At 54.4% G+C, this 25336-nt stretch carries 25 protein-coding genes, 1 pseudogene and 1 other annotated feature; of the genes and pseudogenes, 12 read left to right on the forward strand and 14 right to left on the reverse strand.

Translation table 11 applies throughout. The annotated features are described in order from the left end of the window. Positions 1–348: 348 nt before the first annotated feature. From clpB to rluD, 3 genes are all read right to left on the reverse strand, one after another. The gene (gene clpB / locus V6942_RS06240) at positions 349–2922 is read right to left on the reverse strand and encodes an ATP-dependent chaperone ClpB (protein WP_182930166.1); all 2574 of its coding nucleotides are present in this window, start codon (positions 2920–2922) and stop codon (positions 349–351) included. Between the two features lie 129 nt (positions 2923–3051). After that, positions 3052–3783, reverse strand: a complete 732-nt coding sequence (gene yfiH, locus V6942_RS06245; protein WP_333500955.1) for a purine nucleoside phosphorylase YfiH — start codon at positions 3781–3783, stop codon at positions 3052–3054. Then, positions 3780–4760, reverse strand: coding sequence for a 23S rRNA pseudouridine(1911/1915/1917) synthase RluD (gene rluD, locus V6942_RS06250; RefSeq protein ID WP_106928428.1), 981 nt, complete (start codon positions 4758–4760; stop codon positions 3780–3782). Before rluD ends, yfiH begins: the two co-directional genes overlap by 4 nt. Positions 4761–4892: 132 nt before the next feature. Here rluD and bamD point away from each other — a divergent pair, with 132 nt between their 5' ends. From bamD to pheA, 4 genes are all read left to right on the forward strand, one after another. After that, complete coding sequence (bamD, locus tag V6942_RS06255) at positions 4893–5636, forward strand: outer membrane protein assembly factor BamD (protein WP_106928448.1); 744 nt, start codon at positions 4893–4895, stop codon at positions 5634–5636. A 271-nt stretch (positions 5637–5907) separates the two neighbouring features. Then, complete coding sequence (gene raiA / locus V6942_RS06260) at positions 5908–6246, forward strand: ribosome-associated translation inhibitor RaiA (protein ID WP_106928426.1); 339 nt, start codon at positions 5908–5910, stop codon at positions 6244–6246. Positions 6247–6356: 110 nt separating this feature from the next. Next, positions 6357–6482: a sequence feature (Phe leader region), on the forward strand. Beyond that, the gene (pheL, locus tag V6942_RS06265; RefSeq protein WP_100279143.1) at positions 6358–6405 is read left to right on the forward strand and encodes a pheA operon leader peptide PheL; all 48 of its coding nucleotides are present in this window, start codon (positions 6358–6360) and stop codon (positions 6403–6405) included. It overlaps the preceding feature by 48 nt. Positions 6483–6505: 23 nt before the next feature. Next, a complete protein-coding gene (pheA, locus tag V6942_RS06270; protein WP_182930597.1) occupies positions 6506–7666 on the forward strand; it encodes a bifunctional chorismate mutase/prephenate dehydratase in 1161 nt (386 codons plus the stop codon). On the opposite strand, the gene V6942_RS06275 is transcribed toward pheA, so the two are convergent. The 3 genes from V6942_RS06275 to aroF form a co-directional block, all read right to left on the reverse strand. Further along, complete coding sequence (locus V6942_RS06275; protein ID WP_106928422.1) at positions 7663–8535, reverse strand: SMP-30/gluconolactonase/LRE family protein; 873 nt, start codon at positions 8533–8535, stop codon at positions 7663–7665. The two genes, pheA and V6942_RS06275, sit on opposite strands and share 4 nt — an antisense overlap. Before the next feature lie 64 nt (positions 8536–8599). Continuing rightward, positions 8600–9721 carry a bifunctional chorismate mutase/prephenate dehydrogenase gene (tyrA, locus tag V6942_RS06280; RefSeq protein ID WP_182967252.1) on the reverse strand — a complete coding sequence of 374 codons (1122 nt, stop codon included), beginning with the start codon at positions 9719–9721 and terminating at the stop codon, positions 8600–8602. Positions 9722–9730: 9 nt separating this feature from the next. After that, positions 9731–10801, reverse strand: a complete 1071-nt coding sequence (aroF, locus tag V6942_RS06285) for a 3-deoxy-7-phosphoheptulonate synthase AroF (protein ID WP_106928418.1) — start codon at positions 10799–10801, stop codon at positions 9731–9733. A 657-nt stretch (positions 10802–11458) separates the two neighbouring features. Here aroF and V6942_RS06290 point away from each other — a divergent pair. The 3 genes and pseudogenes from V6942_RS06290 (at position 11459) to V6942_RS06300 (ending at position 13695) form a co-directional block, all read left to right on the forward strand. Then, positions 11459–11986, forward strand: a complete 528-nt coding sequence (locus V6942_RS06290; RefSeq protein ID WP_333500956.1) for a YfiR family protein — start codon at positions 11459–11461, stop codon at positions 11984–11986. Beyond that, positions 11979–13199, forward strand: a pseudogene (gene dgcN, locus V6942_RS06295) (diguanylate cyclase DgcN). Before V6942_RS06290 ends, dgcN begins: the two are co-directional and overlap by 8 nt. 13 nt (positions 13200–13212) lie before the next feature. Then, positions 13213–13695, forward strand: coding sequence for an OmpA family protein (locus tag V6942_RS06300; RefSeq protein WP_106928412.1), 483 nt, complete (start codon positions 13213–13215; stop codon positions 13693–13695). Positions 13696–13697: 2 nt separating this feature from the next. Here the strand turns inward: V6942_RS06300 and V6942_RS06305 are convergent, their stop codons facing one another. The 7 genes from V6942_RS06305 to ffh form a co-directional block, all read right to left on the reverse strand. Further along, on the reverse strand, positions 13698–15071 hold the full coding sequence (locus V6942_RS06305) for a PepSY-associated TM helix domain-containing protein (RefSeq protein WP_333500957.1): 1374 nt from the start codon (positions 15069–15071) through the stop codon (positions 13698–13700). Positions 15072–15127: 56 nt separating this feature from the next. Then, positions 15128–15529, reverse strand: a complete 402-nt coding sequence (locus tag V6942_RS06310) for a DUF2946 domain-containing protein (protein ID WP_333500958.1) — start codon at positions 15527–15529, stop codon at positions 15128–15130. Positions 15530–15660: 131 nt separating this feature from the next. Further along, positions 15661–16008 (reverse strand): 50S ribosomal protein L19, encoded by a 348-nt coding sequence (gene rplS / locus V6942_RS06315; RefSeq protein ID WP_006687325.1) that lies wholly within the window; start codon positions 16006–16008, stop codon positions 15661–15663. A gap of 41 nt (positions 16009–16049) precedes the next feature. Next, positions 16050–16817: a tRNA (guanosine(37)-N1)-methyltransferase TrmD gene (gene trmD, locus V6942_RS06320; RefSeq protein WP_106928408.1), complete on the reverse strand. Its 768-nt coding sequence runs from the start codon at positions 16815–16817 to the stop codon at positions 16050–16052. A 30-nt stretch (positions 16818–16847) separates the two neighbouring features. Next, a complete protein-coding gene (gene rimM / locus V6942_RS06325; protein ID WP_035894946.1) occupies positions 16848–17396 on the reverse strand; it encodes a ribosome maturation factor RimM in 549 nt (182 codons plus the stop codon). 18 nt (positions 17397–17414) lie between these two features. Further along, entirely contained in the window at positions 17415–17663 is a 249-nt protein-coding gene (gene rpsP, locus V6942_RS06330) for a 30S ribosomal protein S16 (RefSeq protein WP_181358019.1), read from the reverse strand. A gap of 109 nt (positions 17664–17772) precedes the next feature. Further along, entirely contained in the window at positions 17773–19137 is a 1365-nt protein-coding gene (gene ffh, locus V6942_RS06335; RefSeq protein WP_064543362.1) for a signal recognition particle protein, read from the reverse strand. Between the two features lie 224 nt (positions 19138–19361). Here ffh and V6942_RS06340 point away from each other — a divergent pair, with 224 nt between their 5' ends. Together V6942_RS06340 and V6942_RS06345 are read left to right on the forward strand one after the other, a co-directional pair. Next, positions 19362–20153, forward strand: a complete 792-nt coding sequence (locus V6942_RS06340; protein WP_106928444.1) for a cytochrome C assembly family protein — start codon at positions 19362–19364, stop codon at positions 20151–20153. A 16-nt stretch (positions 20154–20169) separates the two neighbouring features. Beyond that, positions 20170–21456 carry an HlyC/CorC family transporter gene (locus tag V6942_RS06345; protein ID WP_106928404.1) on the forward strand — a complete coding sequence of 429 codons (1287 nt, stop codon included), beginning with the start codon at positions 20170–20172 and terminating at the stop codon, positions 21454–21456. Between the two features lie 41 nt (positions 21457–21497). Here V6942_RS06345 and grpE read toward each other — a convergent pair whose 3' ends face one another. Further along, positions 21498–22091: a nucleotide exchange factor GrpE gene (grpE, locus tag V6942_RS06350; protein ID WP_106928402.1), complete on the reverse strand. Its 594-nt coding sequence runs from the start codon at positions 22089–22091 to the stop codon at positions 21498–21500. Positions 22092–22212: 121 nt separating this feature from the next. Here grpE and nadK point away from each other — a divergent pair, with 121 nt between their 5' ends. The 3 genes from nadK (at position 22213) to bamE (ending at position 25325) form a co-directional block, all read left to right on the forward strand. Continuing rightward, positions 22213–23091, forward strand: coding sequence for an NAD(+) kinase (gene nadK / locus V6942_RS06355; protein WP_106928400.1), 879 nt, complete (start codon positions 22213–22215; stop codon positions 23089–23091). 85 nt (positions 23092–23176) lie between these two features. Continuing rightward, a complete protein-coding gene (gene recN / locus V6942_RS06360) occupies positions 23177–24838 on the forward strand; it encodes a DNA repair protein RecN (protein ID WP_106928398.1) in 1662 nt (553 codons plus the stop codon). A gap of 148 nt (positions 24839–24986) precedes the next feature. Then, positions 24987–25325 carry an outer membrane protein assembly factor BamE gene (bamE, locus tag V6942_RS06365; protein ID WP_106928396.1) on the forward strand — a complete coding sequence of 113 codons (339 nt, stop codon included), beginning with the start codon at positions 24987–24989 and terminating at the stop codon, positions 25323–25325. The last annotated feature ends 11 nt before the right edge of the window (positions 25326–25336 follow it).

The raw sequence follows: 25336 nt of genomic DNA on the forward strand, positions 1-25336 counted from the left end.
TCCGTATCTTCGAGTGCCCACACAGATTGTCTGATAAATTGTTAAAGAGCAGTGCCGCTTCGCTTTTTCTCAGCGGCGCGGGGTGTGTATGTTACGCCATCCCGCCACGAAGTCAAGTTTTTATTTTCGCTTACTTCGCTGAAGTTCTTGAAAGAACTTCGCTGACCCGGCGACTTGTTTGCCGTTGTTCCGTGTCAGTGGTGGCGCATTATAGGGAGAAAATGAGAAGCTGCAAGCATAAAATAGGAAAAACTTTTCGTTCGTCTACTTTTCATCCAATCATCTTATTTTCGCCTGGTTTATAAACAAAAACGAGCCCTAAAGGGCTCGTTTTCTTCTTTTTGTGACTTACTGTACTGCCACTATCTGGTCGTCTTTCACTTCCAGGCGGATAGTTTTCCCCGGCAACAGCTCGCCAGACAAGATTTGCTGTGCCAGCGGGTTTTCAATCTGCTGCTGGATAGCACGTTTCAGAGGACGTGCGCCATATACCGGATCGTAGCCATTTTTACTCAGCAACTGCAGAGCTTCATCGGAGATCTGCGTTTCATAGCCACGCTCTTCCAGGCGCTGGTACAGACGCTGCAGCTGAATCTGGGCAATTGATGCGATGTGTTTTTCCCCCAACGGATGGAATACCACAACCTCATCGATACGGTTAATGAATTCTGGGCGGAAACTGTGGCTTACAACGCCCAGCACCAGATCTTTCATATGCCCGTAGTCCAGTTCGCCGAAACGCTCCTGAATCAGATCCGAACCCAGGTTCGAGGTCATGATGACAACCGTATTGCGGAAATCGACCGTTCTCCCCTGCCCGTCGGTCAGGCGACCATCGTCCAATACCTGCAGCAGAATGTTGAACACATCCGGGTGCGCTTTTTCCACTTCATCCAGCAGGATGACGGAATAAGGACGACGGCGTACCGCTTCTGTCAGATAACCGCCCTCTTCATAGCCGACGTATCCTGGAGGTGCACCCACCAGACGCGACACGGAGTGTTTCTCCATAAACTCGGACATGTCGATACGCACCATCGCGTCATCGCTGTCGAACATAAAGTTAGCCAGCGCCTTACACAGCTCAGTTTTACCTACCCCGGTTGGCCCCAGGAACAGGAATGAACCGATCGGACGGTTAGGATCGGACAGCCCGGCACGGCTACGGCGAATCGCGTTCGATACCGCTTCAACCGCTTCGTTCTGCCCAATCACGCGGCTGTGCAGATCCTGCTCCATACGCAGCAGTTTCTCACGCTCGCCTTCCAGCATGCGGGCAACCGGAATCCCGGTCCAGCGTGCCAGTACTTCGGCAATCTCGGCATCCGTCACTTTATTACGTAACAGGCGCATGGTTTTACCTTCAGACTGCGTTGCCGCTTCCAGCTGTTTCTCCAGCTCTGGAATTTTGCCGTACTGCAGTTCGGACATCCGCGCCAGGTCACCGACGCGACGCGCCTGCTCGATGGCAATTTTCGCCTGCTCCAGTTCAGCTTTGATTGTCTGAGTGCCAGAAAGCGAGGCTTTCTCTGCCTTCCACTCTTCTTCCAGCTCGGAATACTGACGCTCTTTATCATTCAGCTCGTCATTAAGCATGTCGAGACGTTTTTTACTTGCCTCGTCAGACTCTTTCATCAGCGCCTGCTGTTCCAGCTTGAGCTGGATAATACGGCGGTCGAGTCTGTCAAGTTCCTCCGGCTTGGAGTCAATCTGCATACGAATGCTGGAGGCCGCTTCATCGATCAGGTCGATGGCTTTGTCCGGCAACTGACGGTCGGCAATATAACGGTGAGACAGCGTTGCTGCCGCCACGATTGCCGGGTCAGTAATCTGCACGTGGTGGTGCAGTTCATAACGTTCTTTCAGACCACGCAGAATCGCGATGGTGTCTTCTACCGAAGGCTCAGCAACGAACACTTTCTGGAAACGACGTTCCAGCGCCGCATCTTTCTCGATGTACTGGCGATATTCGTCCAGCGTAGTGGCGCCGACGCAGTGCAGCTCACCACGAGCCAGCGCCGGTTTCAGCATATTACCGGCATCCATCGCGCCGTCGGCTTTCCCCGCACCTACCATCGTATGCAGCTCATCGATAAACAGGATAACGTTGCCTTCCTGTTTCGCCAGATCGTTCAATACGCCTTTCAGACGTTCTTCAAACTCACCGCGGTATTTCGCCCCAGCCACCAGCGCGCCCATATCCAGCGCCAGTACGCGACGGCCTTTTAAACCTTCCGGGACTTCACCATTAATGATTCGCTGCGCCAGCCCTTCGACGATCGCCGTTTTACCGACGCCCGGTTCACCGATTAACACCGGGTTATTTTTGGTACGACGCTGCAGTACCTGAATGGTACGGCGGATTTCTTCATCACGGCCGATAACCGGGTCGAGTTTGCCCTGTTCAGCACGCTCGGTCAGATCGACGGTGTATTTTTTCAATGCCTGACGTTGGTCTTCGGCACCCTGGTCATTCACGCTTTCACCTCCGCGCATCTGTTCAATTGCCTGAGTGATATTGGCGGTGGTAGCGCCTGCCGTTTTTAGCAGGTCGGTCAGTGTGCCACGAGACTCAAGCGCCGCCAGAACGAACAGTTCCGACGAAATAAAGTTATCGCCGCGTTTTTGCGCCAGCTTGTCGCAAAGATTCAGCACGCGCATCAGATCCTGCGACGGCTGTACGTCTCCCCCGGTACCTTCTACCTGGGGTAAACGGCTCAGCGCCTGATCGATAGCCGTGCGTAGCTGGCCGGCGTTGATGCCCGCGGACGTTAACAAAGGACGTACCGAGCCCCCTTCCTGATTCAGCAAGGCGCTCATTAAATGAAGAGGTTCGATAAATTGGTTGTCGTGCCCCAGCGCGAGCGACTGGGCATCGGCAAGAGCAAGCTGGAATTTATTGGTAAGACGATCCAGACGCATGACTCCTCCCATAATAGGTCAATTTTGCTACAGGAGATTAAATGAGGTCATCCCTCAATTATTCAAGGTTAAATGACCTAATCGATGAGAAAAAACTGTCTGCCTTCTGGATCGTCTTGATTCTATAGGTTATATCAGCCAGATGAAACTTGCCATACGACCCGTAATACGGTCGCGGCGATAAGAGAAAAAATCATCCTTTTCGCTGAAGGTACAACGGTCGCCGCCGAACACGGCATTCACGCCGACGTTGCCCAGACGCTGGCGCGCCAGCTGATAAATATCGGCGAAATATTTATCGCCTGTGGGATAGAATGCGCTTTCCGCGTTGGCATCTTTCGCCATAAACGCCTCACGCACTTCCGGCCCGACTTCAAACGCCCGTGGGCCAATTGCTGGGCCAAACCAGGCAAGAAGGTTTTCAGGACTATCGTTAAAGCAGGCGACGGTTTCTTCCAGTACGCCATCGCACAGACCGCGCCAACCCGCATGCGCGGCTGCCACTTCGGTCCCCGCGCGGTTGCAGAACAGCACGGGCAGGCAGTCCGCCGTCATCACCGCACACACTGTCCCGGGCGTATTGCTGTAGGAGGCATCTGCACGCTTTGAGGCATAAGGCTCACCGGTGAGGTGCAGCACGTCTTTACCGTGGACCTGCTCCAGCCATACCGGTTTCGACGGCAGTTTGCCCGCCGCAAACATACGCTTGCGGTTCTCTTCAACGTGCTCGAGGTTATCGCCACAGTGGGCGCCGAGATTCAGAGAGTCCCACGCGCCTTCGCTGACGCCGCCGACGCGCGTTGAACTACAGGCGGCCACGCCTTGCGGCAGCGGCCATTCCGGGACAATGATTTTGGTCATAACCAGTCTACGTCATCCTTATGTTCTTCAAAGTCAGCGCGCATCGCAGCGATCAAATCGACCATATCCTGCGGGATAGGCGCATGCCATTCCATTTCAATGCCCGAGATCGGGTGATACAGACGCAGCATGGTCGCATGCAGCGCCTGGCGGTCAAACTTACGCAGAACCGAAATGAACTCATCCGATGCGCCCTTCGGCGGACGCGGACGGCCACCGTAGACCTGATCGCCCACCAGCGGATGGGTGATGTGCGCCATGTGCACGCGGATCTGGTGCGTACGCCCGGTTTCCAGACGCAGCCGCAGACGCGTGTGCACACGGAAGTGTTCCATAATGCGATAGTGCGTCACCGCCGGTTTCCCCATAGGGTGAACCGCCATGTGGGTGCGTTTGGTCGGGTGACGGCTGATCGGTTCCTCAACGGTACCGCCAGCCGTCATGTGACCAATCGCCACCGCTTCATACTCGCGGGTGATTTCGCGCAGCTGCAGCGACTCAACCAGACGCGTTTGCGCCGGAACGGTTTTCGCCACCACCATTAAACCGGTCGTGTCTTTATCCAGACGGTGGACGATGCCCGCACGCGGTACATCGGCAATCGGCGGATAATAGTGCAGCAGCGCATTCAGCACCGTACCGTCCGGGTTACCGGCGCCAGGGTGAACTACCAGGTCGCGCGGCTTGTTGATGACGAGAATATCTTCATCTTCATATACAATATCGAGTGGGATATCCTGCGCTTCAAAGCGGATCTCTTCATCGATTTCCGCATCGATAGCGACGGACTCGCCACCCATGACTTTTTCTTTCGGCTTGTCTGAAACTTTGCCGTTGACCTGAACGCGCTGGTCGAGGATCCACTCTTTTATGCGCGATCGCGAATAATCAGGGAACATTTCGGCCAAAGCCTGATCTAAGCGTTGACCGAGTTGTGACTCGGACACCGTTGCGGTGAGTTGTACTCGTTGTGCCATATACAGCTTCTTCGTTAACGTTGGGTTTTTACGGCTTCGCCGTTTAATATAGTGTGCTATTGTAGCTGGTCTTAATCGGGAACAGGAACTGTGAATATCCCGTATAAACATTTTGAGGAAAGTCAAAACGTCATGACGCGCATGAAATATCTGGTGGCAGCGGCCACGTTGAGCCTGGCTTTGGCGGGGTGCTCTGGTTCAAAGGAAGAGGTTCCTGATAATCCGCCTAATGAAATCTACGCAACTGCTCAGCAAAAGCTGCAGGACGGTAACTGGAAACAGGCAATAACGCAACTGGAAGCGTTGGATAACCGCTATCCGTTCGGGCCATATTCTCAGCAGGTACAGCTGGATCTGATCTATGCATACTACAAAAATGCCGATCTGCCGCTGGCCCAGGCTGCGATTGACCGTTTCATTCGTCTGAATCCGACGCACCCGAACATCGACTACGTCATGTACATGCGCGGCTTAACCAACATGGCGCTGGACGATAGCGCGCTGCAGGGCTTTTTCGGCGTTGACCGCTCCGATCGCGATCCGCAGCATGCCCGTGACGCGTTTAACGACTTCTCGAAGCTGGTGCGCGGCTACCCGAACAGTCAATACGTCACCGACGCCAACAAACGTCTTATCTTCCTGAAAGACCGCCTGGCGAAGTACGAACTTTCCGTTGTTGATTACTACACCGCGCGTGGTGCATGGGTTGCGGTAGTAAACCGCGTCGAAAACATGATGCGTAACTATCCAGATACGCAGGCAACGCGTGACGCCCTGCCGAAGATGGAAAATGCCTATCGCCAAATGCAGATGACGGCGCAGGCGGACAAAGTGGCGAAAATCATCGCCGCCAACAGCAAGACCACCCAGTCCTGATTCGGATCTGTAAAAGTAAAACGGCAGCCCGATGGCTGCCGTTTTTTTATCCATTTTAATGACTTGCTGAAGCGCTTTAGCCTCAAGCCATCCTATCAAATATGGCCGTATTTTCCCGCGCCGACAAGTAAAAAATCACGTCTTCCTGTTCTGACTCACAAAAAGAATGCACTGACAAAAAGTGACAAAATAATGTGATCTTCATCACACATTTTAACCAAATCCGAGGTATGCTGGAATCACCAAGACGGAAAGACAAGAGGTAAAATTTATGACAATGAACATTACCAGTAAACAAATGGAAATTACTCCGGCTATTCGCCAGCATGTCGCAGACCGTCTCGCAAAATTGGATAAATGGCAAACCCACTTAATCAACCCACATATCATTCTGTCTAAAGAGCCACAGGGATTTGTAGCGGACGCCACGATGAATACCCCGAACGGGCATCTGGTCGCCAGTGCGAAACATGAAGATATGTACACCGCCATTAACGAATTGATCAACAAGCTGGAACGGCAGCTCAATAAGGTGCAACACAAAGGGGAAGCCCGTCGTGCCACCACATCGGTGAAAGACGCAAGCTTCGTGGAAGTTGAAGAAGAGTAAACTGTACTTTAATGTGTATCGCCAACGCGCCTTCGGGCGCGTTTTTTATTGACAGAACGAAAACAGAACGAGTACTGTAAAACCTCATCACGCTAAGGATTTAAGCCAACTGTGAAACGTCTACCGTTTTTCTTCGCATTCTTTTTTACCTTCCCCTGATTGGGAGGCGTTTCGTCGTGTGATAAAGAATGCGAAGACGAACAACAAGGCCTCCCACTCCGGGGGGCCTTTTTTATTGATAACAAGAAAGGCAAACATGATGACTTCGGAAAACCCGTTACTGGCGATACGCGATAAAATCAGCGCGCTGGATGAAAAATTAGTGAGCCTGCTGGCCGAGCGACGCGGTCTGGCTATCGAGGTGGGTAAAGCGAAGCTGGCCTCTCACCGACCGGTGCGCGACATTGACCGCGAGCGCGATCTGCTTGAGCGCCTGATTATGCTCGGCAAAACCCACCAGCTCGACGCGCATTATATTACCCGGCTGTTCCAGCTCATCATTGAAGATTCCGTTCTTACCCAACAAACGCTGCTTCAGCAGCATCTGAACAAGATTAACCCCCACTCGGCACGTATCGCGTTCCTTGGCCCGAAAGGCTCCTACTCGCATCTTGCGGCCCGCCAGTATGCCGCTCGCCATTTTGAGCAGTTTATTGAAAGCGGCTGCCTGAAATTTGCCGATATCTTCAATCAGGTCGAAACCGGCCAGGCCGACTATGCGGTGGTGCCAATTGAAAATACCAGCTCCGGCGGCATCAACGACGTCTACGATCTACTACAGCACACCAGTCTGTCGATCGTCGGCGAGATGACGGTACCCATTGACCACTGCGTCCTGACCAACGGCAGCAGCACGCTGGAAACCATTGAAACGGTCTACAGCCATCCGCAGCCGTTCCAGCAGTGCAGCCAGTTCCTGAGCCACTATCCGCAGTGGAAAATTGAATATACCGAGAGCACCTCGGCGGCGATGGAGAAAGTCGCGCAGGCCAACTCACCGACCGTCGCGGCGCTGGGCAGCGAAGCCGGTGGCAAGCTGTATGGTCTGCAGGTGCTTGAACATTGCCAGGCCAACCAGACGCAGAACATTACGCGTTTCCTGGTTCTGGCGCGTAAAGCGGTAAACGTCTCTGACCAGGTGCCGGCGAAAACCACGCTGCTGATTGCAACCGGCCAGCAGGCCGGTGCGCTGGTTGAAGCACTGCTGGTGCTGCGTAACCACAATCTGATCATGACCAAGCTCGAATCGCGTCCGATTCACGGCAACCCGTGGGAAGAGATGTTTTATCTCGACGTCCAGGCGAACCTGGACGCACTGCCCATGCAAAAGGCGCTGAAGGAACTTTCCGGCATTACCCGCTCAATGAAAGTGCTGGGCTGCTATCCCAGCGAAAACGTCGTACCGGTCGATCCGGTCTAACGTTCGATAAACGGCCGCTTCTTCATGCCTGCCACCGCAACCGGCAGGGTGAAGATAGCCCCGGAAAGTGGATATTTTGCCACCTCCTGTGCCGACATATTCTCACGGGTGGTGGTGATAAACAGCGTCCGCATATCCGCGCCGCCGAAACAAACCATAGTTGGGCAACGCACCGGTAGGTGATACTCAGCAAGCTGCTCTCCCGTTGGTGAAAAGCGCGCGACACGCCAGCCGTCAAACATGGCGCTCCAGTAGCATCCTTCTTCATCCATCGCCGCCCCGTCCGGGATCCCCTCACCCTCGCTAAACACGCGAAAAACGTCTCGTACGCCGGGCTCACCGTCCGCATCCAGCGGCGTACGGTAAATGACGCCGTTGGGCGTATCTGAGGTGTACATCCAGCGCTTATCCTCGCTGAATGCCAGACCGTTGGCGCCATGAATATCGCACTGAATCACCTTCGGTTTGAGTTGATTATCGATCCGCATCAGCAGCGCACCGTTATAGTCGCCTGGCCCCCAAAAGGTTCCTGCGTAGAAGCGCCCGTCTCTGTCCGTTCCACCGTCGTTGAACCGCGCAAGCTGGGGGTTACTCGGGTTATCACAGATTTTATGCTGTAGCAGGCCGCGGCTGTCGGCCAGCCAGATAGCGCTGCGCAGCGCGACGATAAAGCCACCTTTTTCCCGCAGCGCGAAGCAGCCAACTTCTTCCGGAAACTGTAAGACCTGATGCATGCCGGTCGCGGGCACATAGCGGTGAATTTCACACTCCATGATATCCGCCCAGTAGAGCGCCTGTTCGGCACCGCTCCAGGTTGGGCATTCCGGCAGGTGTCCGGTGTAATCAAACAGCAGGTTTACATCAGCCATTGTCTTTATCCCATAAAAAAAGCCAGAGGATTTCCCCTGGCTTTCAAGTATATACAGTTTTTACTTACTGCCGACTGTCATTCGCCTGGCGTAACAAGACCCGGCTCTCACTCTGGAAACGTTGTGCGTAGTCGCCGAACCAGTGTTCAACCTTACGGAAGCTATCAATAAACGCCTGCTTATCGCCCTGCTCCAGCAGGCCAATCGCCTCACCAAAGCGCTGGTAGTAGCGTTTAATCAGCGCCAGGTTGTTGCCGGACGACATAATAATGTCGGCATACAGCTGCGGATCCTGAGCAAACAGTCGCCCGACCATTGCCAGTTCAAGGCGGTAAATCGGCGAGGAGAGCGCCAGCAGTTGCTCCAACTGAACGTTTTCTTCCGCCAGATGCAGCCCGTACGCAAAGGTAGCAAAGTGACGCAGCGCCTGGATAAACGCCATATTCTGGTCATGCTCAACGGCGCTAATACGGTGCAGACGCGCTCCCCAGACCTGAATCTGCTCCAGGAACCACTGATAGGCCTCTGGCTGGCGGCCATCGCAATAGACCACTACCTGCTTCGCCAGACTGCCGCTGTCCGGGCCAAACATCGGATGCAGCCCGACAACGGGCCCCGAATGCGCCGACAGCATCGCCTGCAACGGCCCGGCTTTTACCGAGGCCAAATCAACCAGAATACAGTCCGCCGGCAGCGGCGGCAGCTTCGCAATCACCTGTTCGGTAATGTGAATAGGGACGCTGACAATCACCATACCGGCATCCGCCACAATGTCCGCCGCACGCGGCCAGTCTTCTTTTTCCAGCGTCCGCACCTGGTAGCCGGAAAGGGTCAGCATCTTTTCAAACAGCCGCCCCATCTGGCCACCGCCGCCAACGATAACCACCGGGCGCAGCGACGGACGCAGCGTTTTGAACCCCTTGTCGTTTTCGCTGGAATAAGACTCACGCATGACGCGACGCAGCACGTCTTCAATCAAATCGGGCGGCACGCCCATCGCCGCCGCCTCTTTGCGGCGCGAAGCCAGCATCGAGGCTTCACGCTCCGGTACGTAAATGGGCAGGCCATACTGACTTTTTACTTCGCCAACTTCGGCCACCAGCGCCATACGCTTCGCCAGCAGGTTCAGCAACGCCTTATCGACTTCATCAATTTGATCGCGTAACGCGGTCAGTTCAGCAACCATACAATCCTCTTACGCCAGACGAGCTGCCAGATGGCCGCGTAAATCCTTGTCGAGTTCACGCAGCAGCGCATCGGTGGTTTCCCAACTGATGCAAGCATCGGTCACCGAAACGCCGTATTGCATCTCACTGCGCGGCTGCTCGGAAGACTGACTGCCTTCGTGAATATTACTTTCAATCATCAGACCAATGATAGAACGATTACCGTCCTTAATCTGCGCGACAACGGATTCCGCCACCGCTGGCTGACGGCGGTAGTCTTTATTGGAATTACCATGGCTGCAATCTACCATTAGCGATGCACGCAGTCCCGCCTGTTCCATCTCTTTTTCGCACTGCGCCACATCTTCCGGGCCGTAGTTCGGTTTTTTACCGCCACGCAGAATCACATGGCCATCCGGGTTACCATGGGTACGCAGCAGGCAGACCTGACCGGCCTGGTTGATGCCCACAAAACGGTGCGGCATTGCCGCCGCGCGCATCGCGTTGATCGCCGTCGCCAGCGAGCCATCTGTGCCATTTTTAAAGCCAACCGGCATCGACAGGCCTGAAGCCATTTCACGGTGAGTCTGCGACTCCGTCGTACGTGCACCAATCGCCGACCAGCTGAACAGATCGCCAAGGTACTGCGGGCTGTTCGGATCCAGCGCCTCGGTGGCCAACGGCAGCCCCATGCTCACCAGTTCAACCAAAAGACGACGAGCGATTTTCAGACCGCCTTCCACATCAAACGAGCCATCCATATGCGGATCGTTGATAAGCCCTTTCCAGCCGACGGTGGTACGCGGCTTTTCAAAGTAGACGCGCATCACCAGGTAGAGGCTATCGCTGACCTCTTCCGCCAGTGTTTTAAATCGACGCGCATATTCAATCGCAGCTTCCGGATCGTGAATGGAGCAAGGCCCGCATACCACCAGCAGGCGCGGATCGCGGCCGGCAATAATGTCAGTAATCGTTTTACGTGACTGGGCGATTTGCGCTTCCTGCTCAACGGAGAGCGGGAATTCAGCTTTCAGCTGATCCGGCGTGATCAAAACTTCTTCATCGGCGATATTTACGTTATTCAGCGCGTCTTTTTGCATGATGGCATTACCTGTTATGACTCGTTTGCGATAGTTGTTGCCTCAATGAGGTAGAACCTACAATACCACAGAAAGTAAAGATTTCAATCCAAAATACGTACACTTATATTTACACTTGCAAATTTATTGCCGAAAACAGCCCATAAAATAGTAAACTAATTGTTACACCTCATTGCTATAGGATCGTTATCCTCCGTAAAAAATGGCTCCCACCGCGTTTAACTCCCGACGGTTGCCCGATAGATATCCGCTCCCCCTCGCAGGCCAAAACGCCTACGATGACATTCGACTTAAAGAAAACCTGAAGTTAGCCGATAAATTTAACAATACGGCCAACCATCCCTTATAAATAAGCCTATAGTGAGATCGATGGCCCACAGGAAATGGATAACCCGACATTTATCCATCGCAAAGAATTAGCGGGCGAACCTTTTCCCTTTGCGGCTCACTCACTACGCTGCGCCGGAAGCCGAGGAGATCAACATCGCCACCAGCCGTAATTTATTGCCTTTTGACATGCTGAAATAAATACAACTGTGGGATTTAACCTAAATTTCATCAATCGAATTTCTGACATAATGATGGTTTTAATAAACAATGATCTTCTGCCTACAACTCCCCCGGGTAACACGCTCCAGAGCGGTATGGCGGATTCTCGTGAGAAATTCATTCTTGATAGCTTTGTCCCGACTGATTCTACTGCTGATGCTGACACTATCGTTGGCCTCGGTAAGCGCCGCTCCGCTGACTGAAACCGATAAATCGGTGCGCTCGATTGTCTCCGGCATCGTCAGCTACACGCGATGGCCGTCACTTTCCGCGCCTCCCCGACTCTGTATCCTGACCTCTTCCCGATATGTCGACGCCCTCAGTATGTCCGGTGGTCTGCCTTATACGGCTGAGCGGGTCGGTAACGCTCAGCAGGCCGTCGCCGCAAAATGCGATGGTATTTACTTTGGCACCGAGTCGCCTGAACAACAGCTTGAATTAATCAACCAATATCGCAACCGACCGTTACTATTAATCTCCGAACATAACCCTGAATGTGCTATTGGCAGCGCGTTTTGTTTAATAATAGAGGACGATGAGGTCCGGTTTTCCGTTAATCTGGATGCACTGTCTCGCAGCGGCGTAAGAGTGAATCCGGATGTATTAATGCTTGCCCGGAATAAAAAGCATGAATAAGGATTTCACCTTCACTCCGCGACCTACGTTTAAAAGAACGCTGCGCCGGATTAACATAATAAGCGTCATCATAACCATGACCTTTATATGGCTTTTGCTGTGCCTCGCGTCGGTGGTGACATTAAAGCAATACGCGCAAAAGAACCTCGAGCTGACCGGTGCGACAATGAGCCATACCCTTGAAGCATCGCTGGTTTTCAACGATCCGCAGGCGGCAAATGACACCCTGGAAACGCTCGGGAAACAGGGGCAGTTTGCGATGGCGGAGGTCTAAGATGTGCATAAAAAGCGCTTTGCTCACTGGTCGTGGAACCCTGAAGACAATACCGATACATTGGGCGCGCTGGTCAGTCGCTGGCTGTTTCCGGAACCTATCGCTCAGCCCATCATGCATAACGGCAAACCAATCGGCGAAATTTATCTGACCGCACGCGACAGCCTGATTGGTCACTTTATCTGGATGTCCTTTGCCGTCCTCACCGGTTGCATACTTTTCGCTTCAGGCATCGCGCTCACGGTTACCCGCTCCCTGCACCACGGGATGGTTGAGGAAATGCAAAATATCACCGATGTCGTACATGATGCGCGCACCAATCGCAACTTCTCCCGCCGCGTCAAGCAGGGTCGAATCGAAGAGTTTCACCGTTTCGGCGAAGACTTCAACAGCCTGCTGGCTGAAATGGAAGAGTGGCAGCTGAAGCTACAGGAAACCAATGCTCAGTTGCTGCGTTCCGCCATGCACGATCCCCTTACGGGTCTGGCGAACCGCGCGGCGTTCGGCAACCGCATAGCGGCGTTAATGAATGATGACGTTGCTAAAACACACTCAGCCCTGCTTTTTCTCGATGGGGACAACTTTAAACACATTAACGATACCTGGGGGCACAACGCAGGCGACTTCGTACTGACAGAAATTGCCAGTCGAATGATTGCGTTCGGCGGTCAGCGTCATCAATCGTACCGCCTTGGCGGCGATGAGTTTGCCATGGTGCTCTCCGGCGTCCATTCAGAACACGACGTTCAACGGATTTGTCACGCGCTGGCACAGCAGTTTACCCGTCCGTTCGATCTGCATAACGGCCAAAATACATCGATGTCTCTCAGCATCGGCTTTGCGCTAGCGTGGGAAAGTACCTCGCTGGAGGTACTACTGGAAAAGGCAGACCGCAATATGTATCAAGCCAAAAATCAGCGGTCTAAGACACTATATTAGAAAGGAAAACGATATGTTAAAGCGATATCTTGCTCCATGCTTACTGGCATCACTGCTGCTGACCGGTTGTCAGACACCGCAGGGCAAATTCACCCCTGAACAGGTCGCAGCGATGCAATCTTATGGCTTTAACGAATTAAATGGCGACTGGTCGCTGGGCCTCTCGGATAAGATTCTGTTCGATAAAAACGAAGCCGGGCTGCGACCTGAAAGTGAAACACAGATCCAGGCCATGGCGTCACGCCTCGCGGCAACCGGTTTAAACCACGCCCGAATGGACGGGCACACAGACAATTACGGCGAAGACCGCTATAACGAAGTCCTGTCGCTGAAACGCGCGAATGTCGTCGCCGATGCCTGGGCAAAAGGCGCTCATATTCCGCGCAGCAATCTCACCACGCGCGGCTTAGGCAAAAAATACCCTGTCGCCAGCAACAGCACCTCGCAAGGGCGCGCTGAAAACCGCCGTGTGGCGGTGGTGATCAGCGCGCCGTAAGGTTACTCGACGGACGATTCGACGAGCGGCATCCGCACAGCCGCTCGCCAGCGTAGCCAGTCAAACAGCATAAACAGCGCCAGACTGATGCCCATAACCGGAAGCGCAAACCCGCATGCTACGGCGAGTAGTAATGTGCCACAGCGGGCCGGTAGCGACAGCGCCCGCCAGCTGTGCGTTAGCGTCAGCAGTGGGTTTGTCTCCGCCTGAGACGGGCGTTTGATCCACCACAGGCGATAGCCCATCACAATAGCCGCGCACAACGCTAGGCCAAAGGCGATCAGCAGCAGCTGGTTCGGCAAGCCGAACAAGATCCCCATGTGAAAATCCACGCCCCAACGCGTCAACTTAGCCATCAGCGGGAAGTCAGCAAACTGTGTGCTATCGATTATCGCCAGCGACTGCGGATCGATGGCGACCGCATCAACCTGCGTTGGCCAGCGCCGATCGATCTCGGTGACCGTCCAGGCGCGATCGTCACTGCGCGGCGGACGGATCTCCAGAGACCTTGCGTTGATGCCGCCTCGTTGGGCCACATTGAGGACAGTATCAATACTGTCCCAACCGATCGTCGACTCATGAGCAGCCTTCTCGCCATGATGCCCGCGGTGCTCCGTATGTGGATCCATCGGCATCAGGCTGGCGCCGTGCAGTTGGGTATTAACCTGTGGCGTTAACCAACCTAACGACGCCCGCAGCTTATCGACGTTGCCGCCCGCCCACTGTGACCAGGTTAGCCCGGTGGCTGAAAACAGCAGCATTCCCGCCAGCAGGCACCAGCCAAGGGTAACATGAACGCGGCGGGTATTTTGCAGGCGGTTTTTTATTCGCCGTTTTGGCCGGGTAAAAGCCCACAGCACCACACCTCCCAGTGCCGCGACCCACATCCATGAGGCAGCCAGTTCGCTATAAAGGCGTCCGACATCGCCCAACAGCAGCGAACGATGCGCGTAGTCTATCCACTGACGTAGCGGCAGAATGCCGCTGGTGCCGTAGACCGTCATGTCCCCTTTCACCGCCAGCGTGACCGGGTCGATAAAAATCGCACGGTTTTCTGATGGCTGTAGCACAGGGTCAGCGAACATCACACGCGTCGTTGTGCCCGCGTCCAAAGCCGGTCGAACCGCGCTCAGACGCAGCGGTGTATCCAGCGCGCGTTCCGCGACGGCAATTTGTGCTGCAATAGGCTGAGGCTCACCCTCGGTGCTGCCGTGCAGCGCCTGGTGATACAGCACGTTTTCGAGCTGAGGCGTAGCCACATACAGCGTGCCGGTCAGGGCCGCAACGAAGATAAAGGGCCCGACAAACAGGCCGATAAAAAAATGCAGGCGGCGCAGCAGGTGCACCCATGCCGCCCGCGAGGTGCAGGTTGTCATACTTTTCCTTTGTTCATGCGAAATGAAGCGTGACGCTGAAGCGTCATTTATCGTTATTAAGCAGGTAAAGCAGACCCTCGCGGCGGCGCGCGGGTATCGGGAAAGAGCCAGGGGAAGAAATGCCAGTGGCTTATCGTTGGCAGGAAGGGAACAACGTTAACGCGCAGCAGTAGCGCGCATAACAGCACGCACAACGCCAGTATCATCCCCGGCACGTGGGTCAACAAAACGCAGTAGCCGCAGGCCTCGCCATGGTCAACGGGCATGTTTTGCGGCACGGAGTGGTGTGCCGGCATAGGCATGCTCATTTCATGGTGCATGCCCGGCATCGCGCTCATCGCCGTTGGCTGGAGCGATATGGAAACCAGCGGTGCAAAAACAATCAGCGCCATAGCAAACAGCGCAAGCCAGGCGGCCCGCCGTTTAAATGCGATGATATGGGTGATTTTGCCGTTCACGCTACCCTCCAGAGAACAAGGGTATTGTAAATGATTTAGCAACCAAATGTTAACGCAAGGTGCGCATGAAGATAAAAAAAGGGCCAGCCTTTCGGCCAGCCCTTTTTAACAGGATGTCGCTTGCGCGAATATTAGTTAAGACGCTCTTTGATACGAGCAGACTTACCAGTGCGCTCACGCAGGTAGTACAGTTTAGCTTTACGTACAGCACCACGACGTTTAACAGCAATGCTGTCAACTACCGGAGAGTGAGTCTGGAAGACACGCTCAACGCCTTCGCCGTTGGAAATTTTACGAACAGTGAATGCAGAGTGCAGACCGCGGCTACGAATAGCGATAACCACGCCCTCAAATGCCTGCAGACGTTTTTTGGAACCTTCAACAACCCATACTTTCACTTCCACGGTATCACCCGGACGGAAGGAAGGTACGTCCTGCTTCATCTGTTCTTGTTCAAGTTGCTTAATAATGTTGCTCATAATTTAATCTCTTATCCTGGGTAAACTGATATTTGGGGGTCTCAGACCAGCCCATCATGTTTATGTTGCTGTTGTGCGTGTTCCTGTTTGAACTCCGCCAGCAACCTTGCTTGCTCTTCAGTCAGAGCCAGGTTTTCCAGAAGTTCAGGTCTTCTAAGCCAGGAGCGGCCCAGCGACTGCTTCAAACGCCAGCGACGTATCTCAGCATGGTTTCCCGACAGCAGAACCGGCGGTACTTCCATCCCTTCCAACACTTCAGGGCGAGTGTAGTGCGGACAGTCCAGCAACCCATCGGCAAACGAATCTTCGAATGCTGAAGCTTCATGACCCAGTACACCCGGAATAAACCGGGAAACGGAGTCGATCAGCGTCATTGCCGGTAACTCTCCACCGCTGAGAACGTAATCGCCGATAGACCATTCTTCGTCAATCTCGGTCTGAATCACGCGCTCATCGATACCTTCGTAGCGACCGCATACCAGAATCAGCTTTTGATTCGTGGCCAGTTCACTGACGCCCGCTTGATCAAGCTTGCGTCCCTGAGGTGACAGATAAATCACCTTTGCGCCTTCACCTGCCGCGGCTTTTGCTGCATGAATGGCGTCCCGTAAAGGTTGCACCATCATTAACATCCCCGGTCCGCCGCCGTAAGGACGATCGTCCACGGTACGGTGCCGGTCATGCGTGAAGTCACGAGGACTCCAGCTCTGGATGCTCAGCAGGCCATTTTTTACTGCCCGGCCAGTTACCCCGTAATCGGTAATTGCGCGGAACATTTCAGGAAACAGGCTAATTATGCCAATCCACATAGCGCCGTCTTTTACCGTTTATCCGGTGGTTTAAAAACCAGGATCCCAATCTACTTCGATAGTACGAGTAGCGAGATCGACTTTCTTGATAACCTGCCCATCGAGGAACGGAACCAACCGCTCCTTGATACCAAATGCATCTTTCAGGTTTGCCTTAATGACGAGAACGTCATTCGACCCGGTTTCCATCATATCGATGACTTTACCGAGACCGTAGCCTTCCGTAGTCACTACCTGGCAGCCCATCAGGTCTTTCCAGTAATAGCTTCCATCTTCCAGCGCCGGCAGCTGCGAGGAATCCACGATAATTTCGCAGTTCGTCAGCAGATTCGCGGCATCGCGATCGTCAACGCCTTTCAGCTTAATGACGATATCCTGATTGTGGTAGCGCCAGCTTTCCAGCTCAACGGTCTGCCACTGACCCGCCTTCTGGATTAACCAGGGCTGATAGTCAAAAATGCTTTCGGCGTCTTCGGTGGAGGAAAACACTCTGAGCCAACCACGGATACCGTAGGAAGAACCCATTTTCCCCAATACGATCGGATCAACAGGTGCTTGTGCGGTGTGTTGCTTGCTCATCATGACCACCGTGACAGATTAAGCTGCTTTTTTAGCTTCTTTGATCAGCGCAGATACGCGATCAGAGATAGTTGCGCCCTGGCCAACCCAGTGTGCGATACGATCCAGATCCAGGCGGGTGCCTTCTTCCGAACCAGAAGCGATCGGGTTGAAGAAACCAACGCGCTCAATGAAGCGACCGTTACGTGCGTTACGGCTGTCAGTAACAACAACCTGGTAGAACGGACGCTTTTTAGCGCCGTGACGAGCTAAACGAATAGTTACCATAACATCCTCTTGTGTGAATAGAACAACCGGGCCCCATCGAGGGAAGGGGCCCGGTGTCATATTAAAAGCCCGAAAATTTTACTCATTTTTGGGCAAAATGCAATCCGTATTATCTGCCAGGGAATCCCGGGGGCATCATACCCTTCATTCCGCGCATCATTTTCATCATGCCGCCTTTCGACTTCATCTTCTTCATCATGCGCTGCATGTCATCGAACTGCTTCAATAGACGGTTCACGTCCTGCACCTGCAGGCCACAGCCCTGAGCGATACGACGCTTGCGGGAACCCTTGATGATTTCCGGCTTCGCGCGCTCTTTCAGCGTCATCGAGTTGATGATCGCTTCCATACGCACCAGCACTTTGTCATCCATCTGCGATTTGACGTTGTCAGGAATCTGACCCATGCCCGGCAACTTGCCCATCAGGCTCGCCATGCCGCCCATGTTTTTCATCTGCTTGAGCTGTTCCAGGAAGTCATTCAGGTCGAAACCGTCGCCTTTCTTCAGCTTGGTCGCCAGCTTCTCAGCCTGCGCGCGGTCAACCTTGCTCTCGATATCTTCAATCAGCGACAGTACGTCGCCCATGCCGAGAATACGGGACGCGATACGATCCGGGTGGAACGGCTCCAGCGCTTCGGTTTTTTCACCTACGCCGAGGAACTTGATTGGCTTACCGGTAATGTGGCGAATAGACAACGCCGCCCCGCCGCGTGCATCACCGTCGACCTTGGTCAGCACCACGCCGGTCAGCGGCAGCGCTTCGTTAAAGGCTTTAGCGGTATTCGCCGCATCCTGGCCGGTCATGGCGTCAACGACAAACAGGGTTTCTACTGGCTTAATGGCCGCGTGAACCTGTTTGATTTCGTCCATCATCGCTTCATCAACGTGCAGACGACCGGCGGTATCCACCAGCAGCACGTCGTAGAATTTCAGCTTCGCTTCTTTCAGCGCCGCGTTAACGATGTCGATAGGCTTCTGGCCAACGTCGGACGGGAAGAAGTCCACGCCCACCTGCTCGGCCAGGGTTTCCAGCTGTTTAATCGCCGCCGGGCGATAGACGTCGGCAGAGACCACCAGCACTTTCTTCTTGTGCTTTTCACGCAGGAATTTACCCAGCTTACCGACGCTGGTGGTTTTACCCGCACCCTGCAGGCCCGCCATCAGCACCACGGCCGGCGGCTGCGCGGCCAGGTTGAGCGTCTGGTTCTCTTCGCCCATCGCCGAAACCAGTTCGCTACGGACGATTTTGACGAACTCCTGACCCGGGGTCAGGCTTTTGTTAACTTCATGACCAACCGCTTTCTCTTTTACGCGATTGATAAAATCACGCACTACCGGCAGCGCAACGTCAGCCTCCAGCAGCGCCATGCGCACTTCGCGCAGCGTCTCTTTTACGTTGTCTTCAGTAAGGCGTCCACGGCCACTGATATTGCGCAGCGTGCGCGACAAACGATCGGTTAAATTATCAAACATTGTCTCTCGCCTGGGGTGGAAACGGTGAGTCGCTTGCGCGACCAAAAAACGGAAATTTGCGGGAGTATAACACGACACCGAGCGAGTTGTGAGGCCACGGTGGGCGCTGATATCGCGTAACGTGACATCGCCGCCTTCACATAGCCTGTGCGCCTTGATACAACTCGATGGATTTTGCGTATATACTGCTTCTCTTTCTTCTTTTTGACGACTGCCGACTCTTTATGCCTGTTTTTGCCCTGCTCGCGCTTGTTGCCTACTCCGTCAGCCTGGCGCTGATTATTCCCGGTCTGCTGCAAAAAAACAGCGGCTGGCGGCGTATGGCGATTCTCTCCGCCACCGTCGCGCTGGTATGCCACGCCTTCGCGCTGGAAGCCCGCATTCTGCCGGGCGGTGAAAGCGGGCAAAACCTCAGCCTGTTAAACGTCGGCTCGTTGGTGAGCCTGATGATCTGCACGGTGATGACGATCGTCGCCTCGCGTAACCGCGGCTGGCTGCTGTTGCCTATTGTCTACGCGTTTGCGCTCATCAACCTCGCCTTCGCGACCTTTATGCCCAACGAGTTTATTACCCACCTGGAAGCCACGCCGGGCATGATGGTGCATATTGGGCTCTCGCTGTTCTCCTATGCCACGCTGATCATCGCCGCCCTGTACGCGCTACAGCTGGCGTGGATTGACTACCAGCTCAAAAACAAAAAGCTGGCATTCAGTCATGAAATGCCGCCGTTGATGGTCATTGAACGCAAAATGTTTCACATCACTCAGGTGGGCGTCGTCCTGCTCACCCTGACGCTTTGTACCGGTCTGTTTTACATGCATAACCTGTTCAGCATGGAAAATATCGACAAGGCCGTCCTTTCCATCATCGCCTGGTTCGTCTATATCGTGTTGTTATGGGGCCACTATCATGAAGGGTGGCGAGGCCGCCGGGTAGTCTGGTTTAACGTCGCGGGCGCAGGCATTCTGACGCTCGCCTACTTTGGTAGCCGCGTCATTCAACAATTCGTGAGCTAAGTACTAAGGAATTCTCTTGGAACATATTTCTACCACCACGCTGATCGTGACGCTGATCATCATGGTGGTCATCTCCGCCTATTTCTCCGGCTCTGAAACCGGCATGATGACGCTAAACCGCTATCGGCTGCGCCACCTTGCCAAACAGGGAAACAAACCCGCAAAGCGCGTTGAGAAGCTGCTGCAAAAGCCCGATCGTTTAATCAGCCTCGTGCTGATTGGCAACAACCTCGTCAATATCCTGGCCTCTGCGCTCGGCACCATCGTCGGGATGCGCCTGTACGGCGACCTGGGCGTCGCTATCGCCACCGGGGTGCTGACCTTTGTGGTGCTGGTGTTTGCCGAAGTGCTGCCGAAAACTATTGCCGCACTCTACCCTGAGAAAGTCGCCTACCCCAGCAGCTTCCTGCTGGCACCGCTTCAGATACTGATGATGCCGCTGGTCTGGCTGCTGAATCTGATCACCCGCATCCTGATGCGCATGATGGGCATCAAAACCGATATCACCATCAGCAGTTCGCTCAGCAAAGACGAGCTGCGCACCATCGTGAACGAGTCGCGCTCGCAGATCTCCCGCCGCAATCAGGACATGCTGCTGTCGGTGCTGGACCTGGAAAAAGTCAGCGTCGACGACATCATGGTGCCGCGCAATGAGATCGTCGGCATCAACATCAACGACGACTGGAAATCCATTGTGCGCCAGCTGACGCATTCGCCGCACGGCCGCATTGTGTTGTATCGCGACTCGCTGGATGATGCCATCAGCATGCTGCGCGTGCGCGAAGCCTACCGGCTGATGACCGAGAAAAAAGAGTTCACCAAAGAGGTGATGCTGCGCGCCGCCGATGAGATTTACTTCGTCCCGGAGGGTACCCCGCTGAGTACTCAGTTGGTTAAATTCCAGCGTAATAAAAAGAAAGTGGGCCTGGTGGTCGACGAATATGGCGATATTCAGGGGCTGGTGACGGTTGAGGATATTCTGGAGGAGATCGTTGGCGACTTTACCACCTCGATGTCTCCTTCGCTCGCCGAAGAGGTTAACCCGCAAAACGACGGCTCGGTGATTATCGATGGCGGCGCCAACGTACGCGAACTCAATAAAGCCTTCAACTGGCATCTGCCGGAAGACGAAGCGCGTACGATGAACGGAATGATTGTCGAAGCGCTGGAAGAGATCCCGGCGGCAGGCACGCGGGTGCGTATCGCCCACTATGATATTGATATTCTCGACGTGCAGGATAACGTGATTAAGCAGGTTCAGGTGAACCCGATAAGACCGCTGCGCGACAGCGTCGCGGAGTAAGACGCACCCTCTCCCCTGGCGGGGAGAGGGTTAAAACAACGTCAGGCCTTCGCCTTCGCGACGGACACCATCGCCGCACGAATGGTTCGGCCGTTCAGGGTATACCCCTTCTGCATCACCATCAGCACGTTGCCAGCGGCAACGTCATCGGACTCAACCATCGCAATGGCCTGGTGTACGTTCGGGTCCATCGGCACATCGATATCCGCAACCACCTGCACGCCAAACTTCGCCACCACATCCAGCATCGACTTACGGGTCAGTTCGATCCCTTCGACCATTGCCGCCATGGTTTCGTTGTCTTTGTTCGCCACTTCCAGCGCGCGGTCCAGGCTATCCAGCACCGGCAACAGTTCGTTGACGAATTTTTCCAGCGCAAACTTATGCGCCTTCTCAACGTCAATCTCAGTACGACGACGCAGGTTTTCCATCTCAGCCTTCACGCGCAGCACGCTTTCACGCTCGCGGGTTTCAGCTTCCGCTAACTGCGATTCAAGGTTCGCAATTTTTTCATCGCGCGGATCCACCTGTTCAGCAGAAGCGTTTGGTTCAACCGCCTCAACTTCTTCGTGCTGTTCCATGATAATTTCTTCCGGGGATTGCCCCTCAGGCGTTTTCTGTTCTTTACTACTCATGAATTTCTCCGCGTTTTTTCGCAATCATCTCGCTAACCTGGATTATTATGGGGATCTGATTCCGGGTTTCAAGGGAAGCTCTCACATTGTCACCAATCTTCGGCACAAGGACATTCAGAAAATGAACAATCATTTCAAGTGTATCGGTATTGTAGGACACCCCCGTCACCCGACGGCCCTGACGACACATGAAATGCTCTATCGCTGGCTGAGTACCAAAGGCCTCGATGTGATTGTCGAACGCCAGATTGCCCAGGAGCTCAAGCTGGACAATGTGAAAACCGGCACGCTGGCGGAAATTGGTCAGAAAGCGGACCTGGCGGTGGTGGTGGGCGGCGACGGCAACATGCTCGGCGCAGCGCGTACGCTGGCCCGCTACGACATCAGCGTTATCGGCATTAACCGTGGCAACCTCGGTTTTCTTACCGACCTCGATCCGGACAATGCCCATCAGCAGCTTGCCGACGTGCTGGACGGCAACTACATCGCCGAAAAACGCTTTCTGCTGGAGGCGCAGGTCTGCCAGCAAAATTGCCAGAAACGCATCAGTACCGCCATTAATGAAGTGGTGCTGCACCCGGGCAAAGTGGCGCACATGATTGAATTTGAAGTCTACATTGATGAGACTTTCGCTTTCTCACAGCGCTCCGATGGCCTGATAATCTCCACGCCGACCGGTTCTACCGCTTATTCGCTCTCCGCCGGAGGCCCGATTCTCACGCCGTCGCTGGACGCCATCACGCTGGTCCCCATGTTCCCACACACGCTCTCGGCACGCCCGCTGGTGATCAACGGCGACAGTACCATTCGCCTGCGCTTCTCGCACCGCCGTAGCGATCTGGAGATCAGCTGTGACAGCCAGATAGCCCTGCCTATCCAGGAAGGTGAAGATGTGCTGATTCGCCGCTGCGATTATCACTTGAATCTGATTCACCCCAAAGACTATAGCTATTTCAACACATTAAGCACCAAGCTCGGCTGGTCAAAAAAATTGTTCTAATTTTACCGCCACCTCTTTACTGGATAAAAAACCAGTCTATACTGTATGAAAACACAGTTATGGGTTTTCATACAGGAAAGCGGCTATGTTGGCACAACTGACCATCAGCAATTTTGCAATCGTTCGTGAACTTGAAATCGACTTCAACAGCGGCATGACGGCCATCACCGGGGAAACCGGTGCCGGTAAATCTATTGCAATTGATGCCCTCGGCCTGTGCCTGGGCGGCCGCGCAGAGGCCGATATGGTACGCGCCGGTGCCAGCCGTGCCGACCTATGCGCACGCTTCGCCCTAAAAGATACGCCTGCCGCCCTGCGCTGGTTAGAAGAAAACCAGCTGGAAGACGGCCGCGAGTGCCTGCTCCGCCGCGTCATCAGCAGCGACGGTCGCTCGCGCGGCTTTATTAACGGTACCGCGGTGCCGCTCTCGCAGCTACGGGAGCTGGGCCAGCTGTTGATTCAAATCCACGGTCAGCATGCGCACCAGCAGTTGGTCAAACCCGAACATCAAAAGCATCTGCTCGACGCCTACGCCGGCGAGTCCGAACTGGCTCGCCAAATGGCGGAGCACTACCGTCAGTGGAACCAAAGCTGCCGTGACCTTGCCACCCATCAGCAGCAAAGTCAGGAACGAACCGCCCGCGCAGAGCTGCTGCAGTACCAGTTGAAAGAGCTTATCGAGTTCAATCCGCAGCCGGGTGAATACGAACAGATCGATGAAGAATACAAACGCCTTGCCAACAGCGGGCAACTTATCGCAACCAGCCAGCACGCGCTGGCTATTCTGGCCGACGGCGAAGAGGTCAATCTGCAAAGCCAGCTTTATACCGCGCGTCAGTTAGCCGGAGAGCTCGCCAGCATGGACGGTAAACTGTCTGGCGTGCTGTCCATGCTGGAAGAAGCCGCAATTCAGCTGAGCGAGGCCAGCGATGAACTGCGTCATTACTGCGACCGTCTGGATCTCGACCCTAATCGCCTGTTTGAGCTTGAGCAGCGGCTGTCTAAGCAGATTTCGCTTGCGCGGAAACATCAAATCGCGCCGGAAGCCTTGCCGGAATACTACCAGTCATTACTTGATGAGCAGCAACAGCTGGACGATCAAAGCGACTCGCTGGAGACGCTGAAACTCGCGGTCTCGCGCTATCACGATCTGGCGCTGGAAACCGCACGTCAGCTGCACGATCAGCGACAGGCAAGCGCTCAGGAGCTGGCACAGCTGATTACCGACAGCATGCACATGCTCTCCATGCCGCACGGCGTCTTTGATATCGACGTTAGCTTTGAAGAACAGCACCTGACGGCTGAAGGCGCTGACCGTATTGAGTTTCGCGTCACGACCAACCCGGGCCAGCCGCTGCAGGCCATTGCGAAAGTGGCGTCCGGCGGTGAACTGTCACGCATTGCGCTAGCCATTCAGGTCATCACGGCGCGTAAAATGGAAACCCCGGCGCTGATTTTTGATGAAGTGGACGTCGGCATCAGCGGCCCGACGGCGGCGGTTGTGGGCAAACTGCTGCGCCAGTTGGGTGAATCAACGCAGGTGATGTGCGTTACCCACCTGCCGCAGGTGGCTGGCTGCGGTCATCACCACTTCTACGTCAGCAAAGAAACCGACGGCGCCATGACTGAAACGCACATGCAGCCGCTGGACAAACGCGCGCGCCTGCAAGAGCTGGCACGCCTGTTAGGCGGCAGTGAAGTCACGCGGAATACGCTGGCGAATGCGAAAGAGTTGCTGGCCGCATAAACTTTTTGGATTTCTTACAGTCTGAGTTCACAATAAAAACGCCGTCAGACCTGATATCAAAGGTTTCCAACTTACCTCAGGTCTATTATCATCGGCACATGACATATGAGCCGCGTACTGCTCGGGCCCGAAAAGGAATCAAATCACTATGCGCTGTAAAACGCTGACTGCTGCCGCAGCGGTTCTTCTGATGATGACTGCAGGCTGTTCCACTCTGGAGCGAGTGGTTTACCGTCCTGATATTAGTCAGGGGAACTACCTGGCACCTAACGATGTAGCCAAAATCCATACGGGTATGACCCAGCAACAGGTAGCCTACACCTTAGGTACCCCGATGATGACCGACCCGTTCGGCACCAACACTTGGTTCTACGTGTTCCGCCAGCAGCCAGGCCATGAAGCCGCGACCCAGCAAACGCTGACGCTGACCTTCAACAGCAGCGGCGTGTTGACCAATATCGACAACAAGCCAGCGCTGACCAAATAAGCTAGCCTGTA

Origin of the sequence: Kluyvera genomosp. 2, assembly GCF_036759865.1 — a bacterium.
Taxonomy (GTDB): Bacteria; Pseudomonadota; Gammaproteobacteria; order Enterobacterales; family Enterobacteriaceae; genus Kluyvera; species Kluyvera ascorbata_B.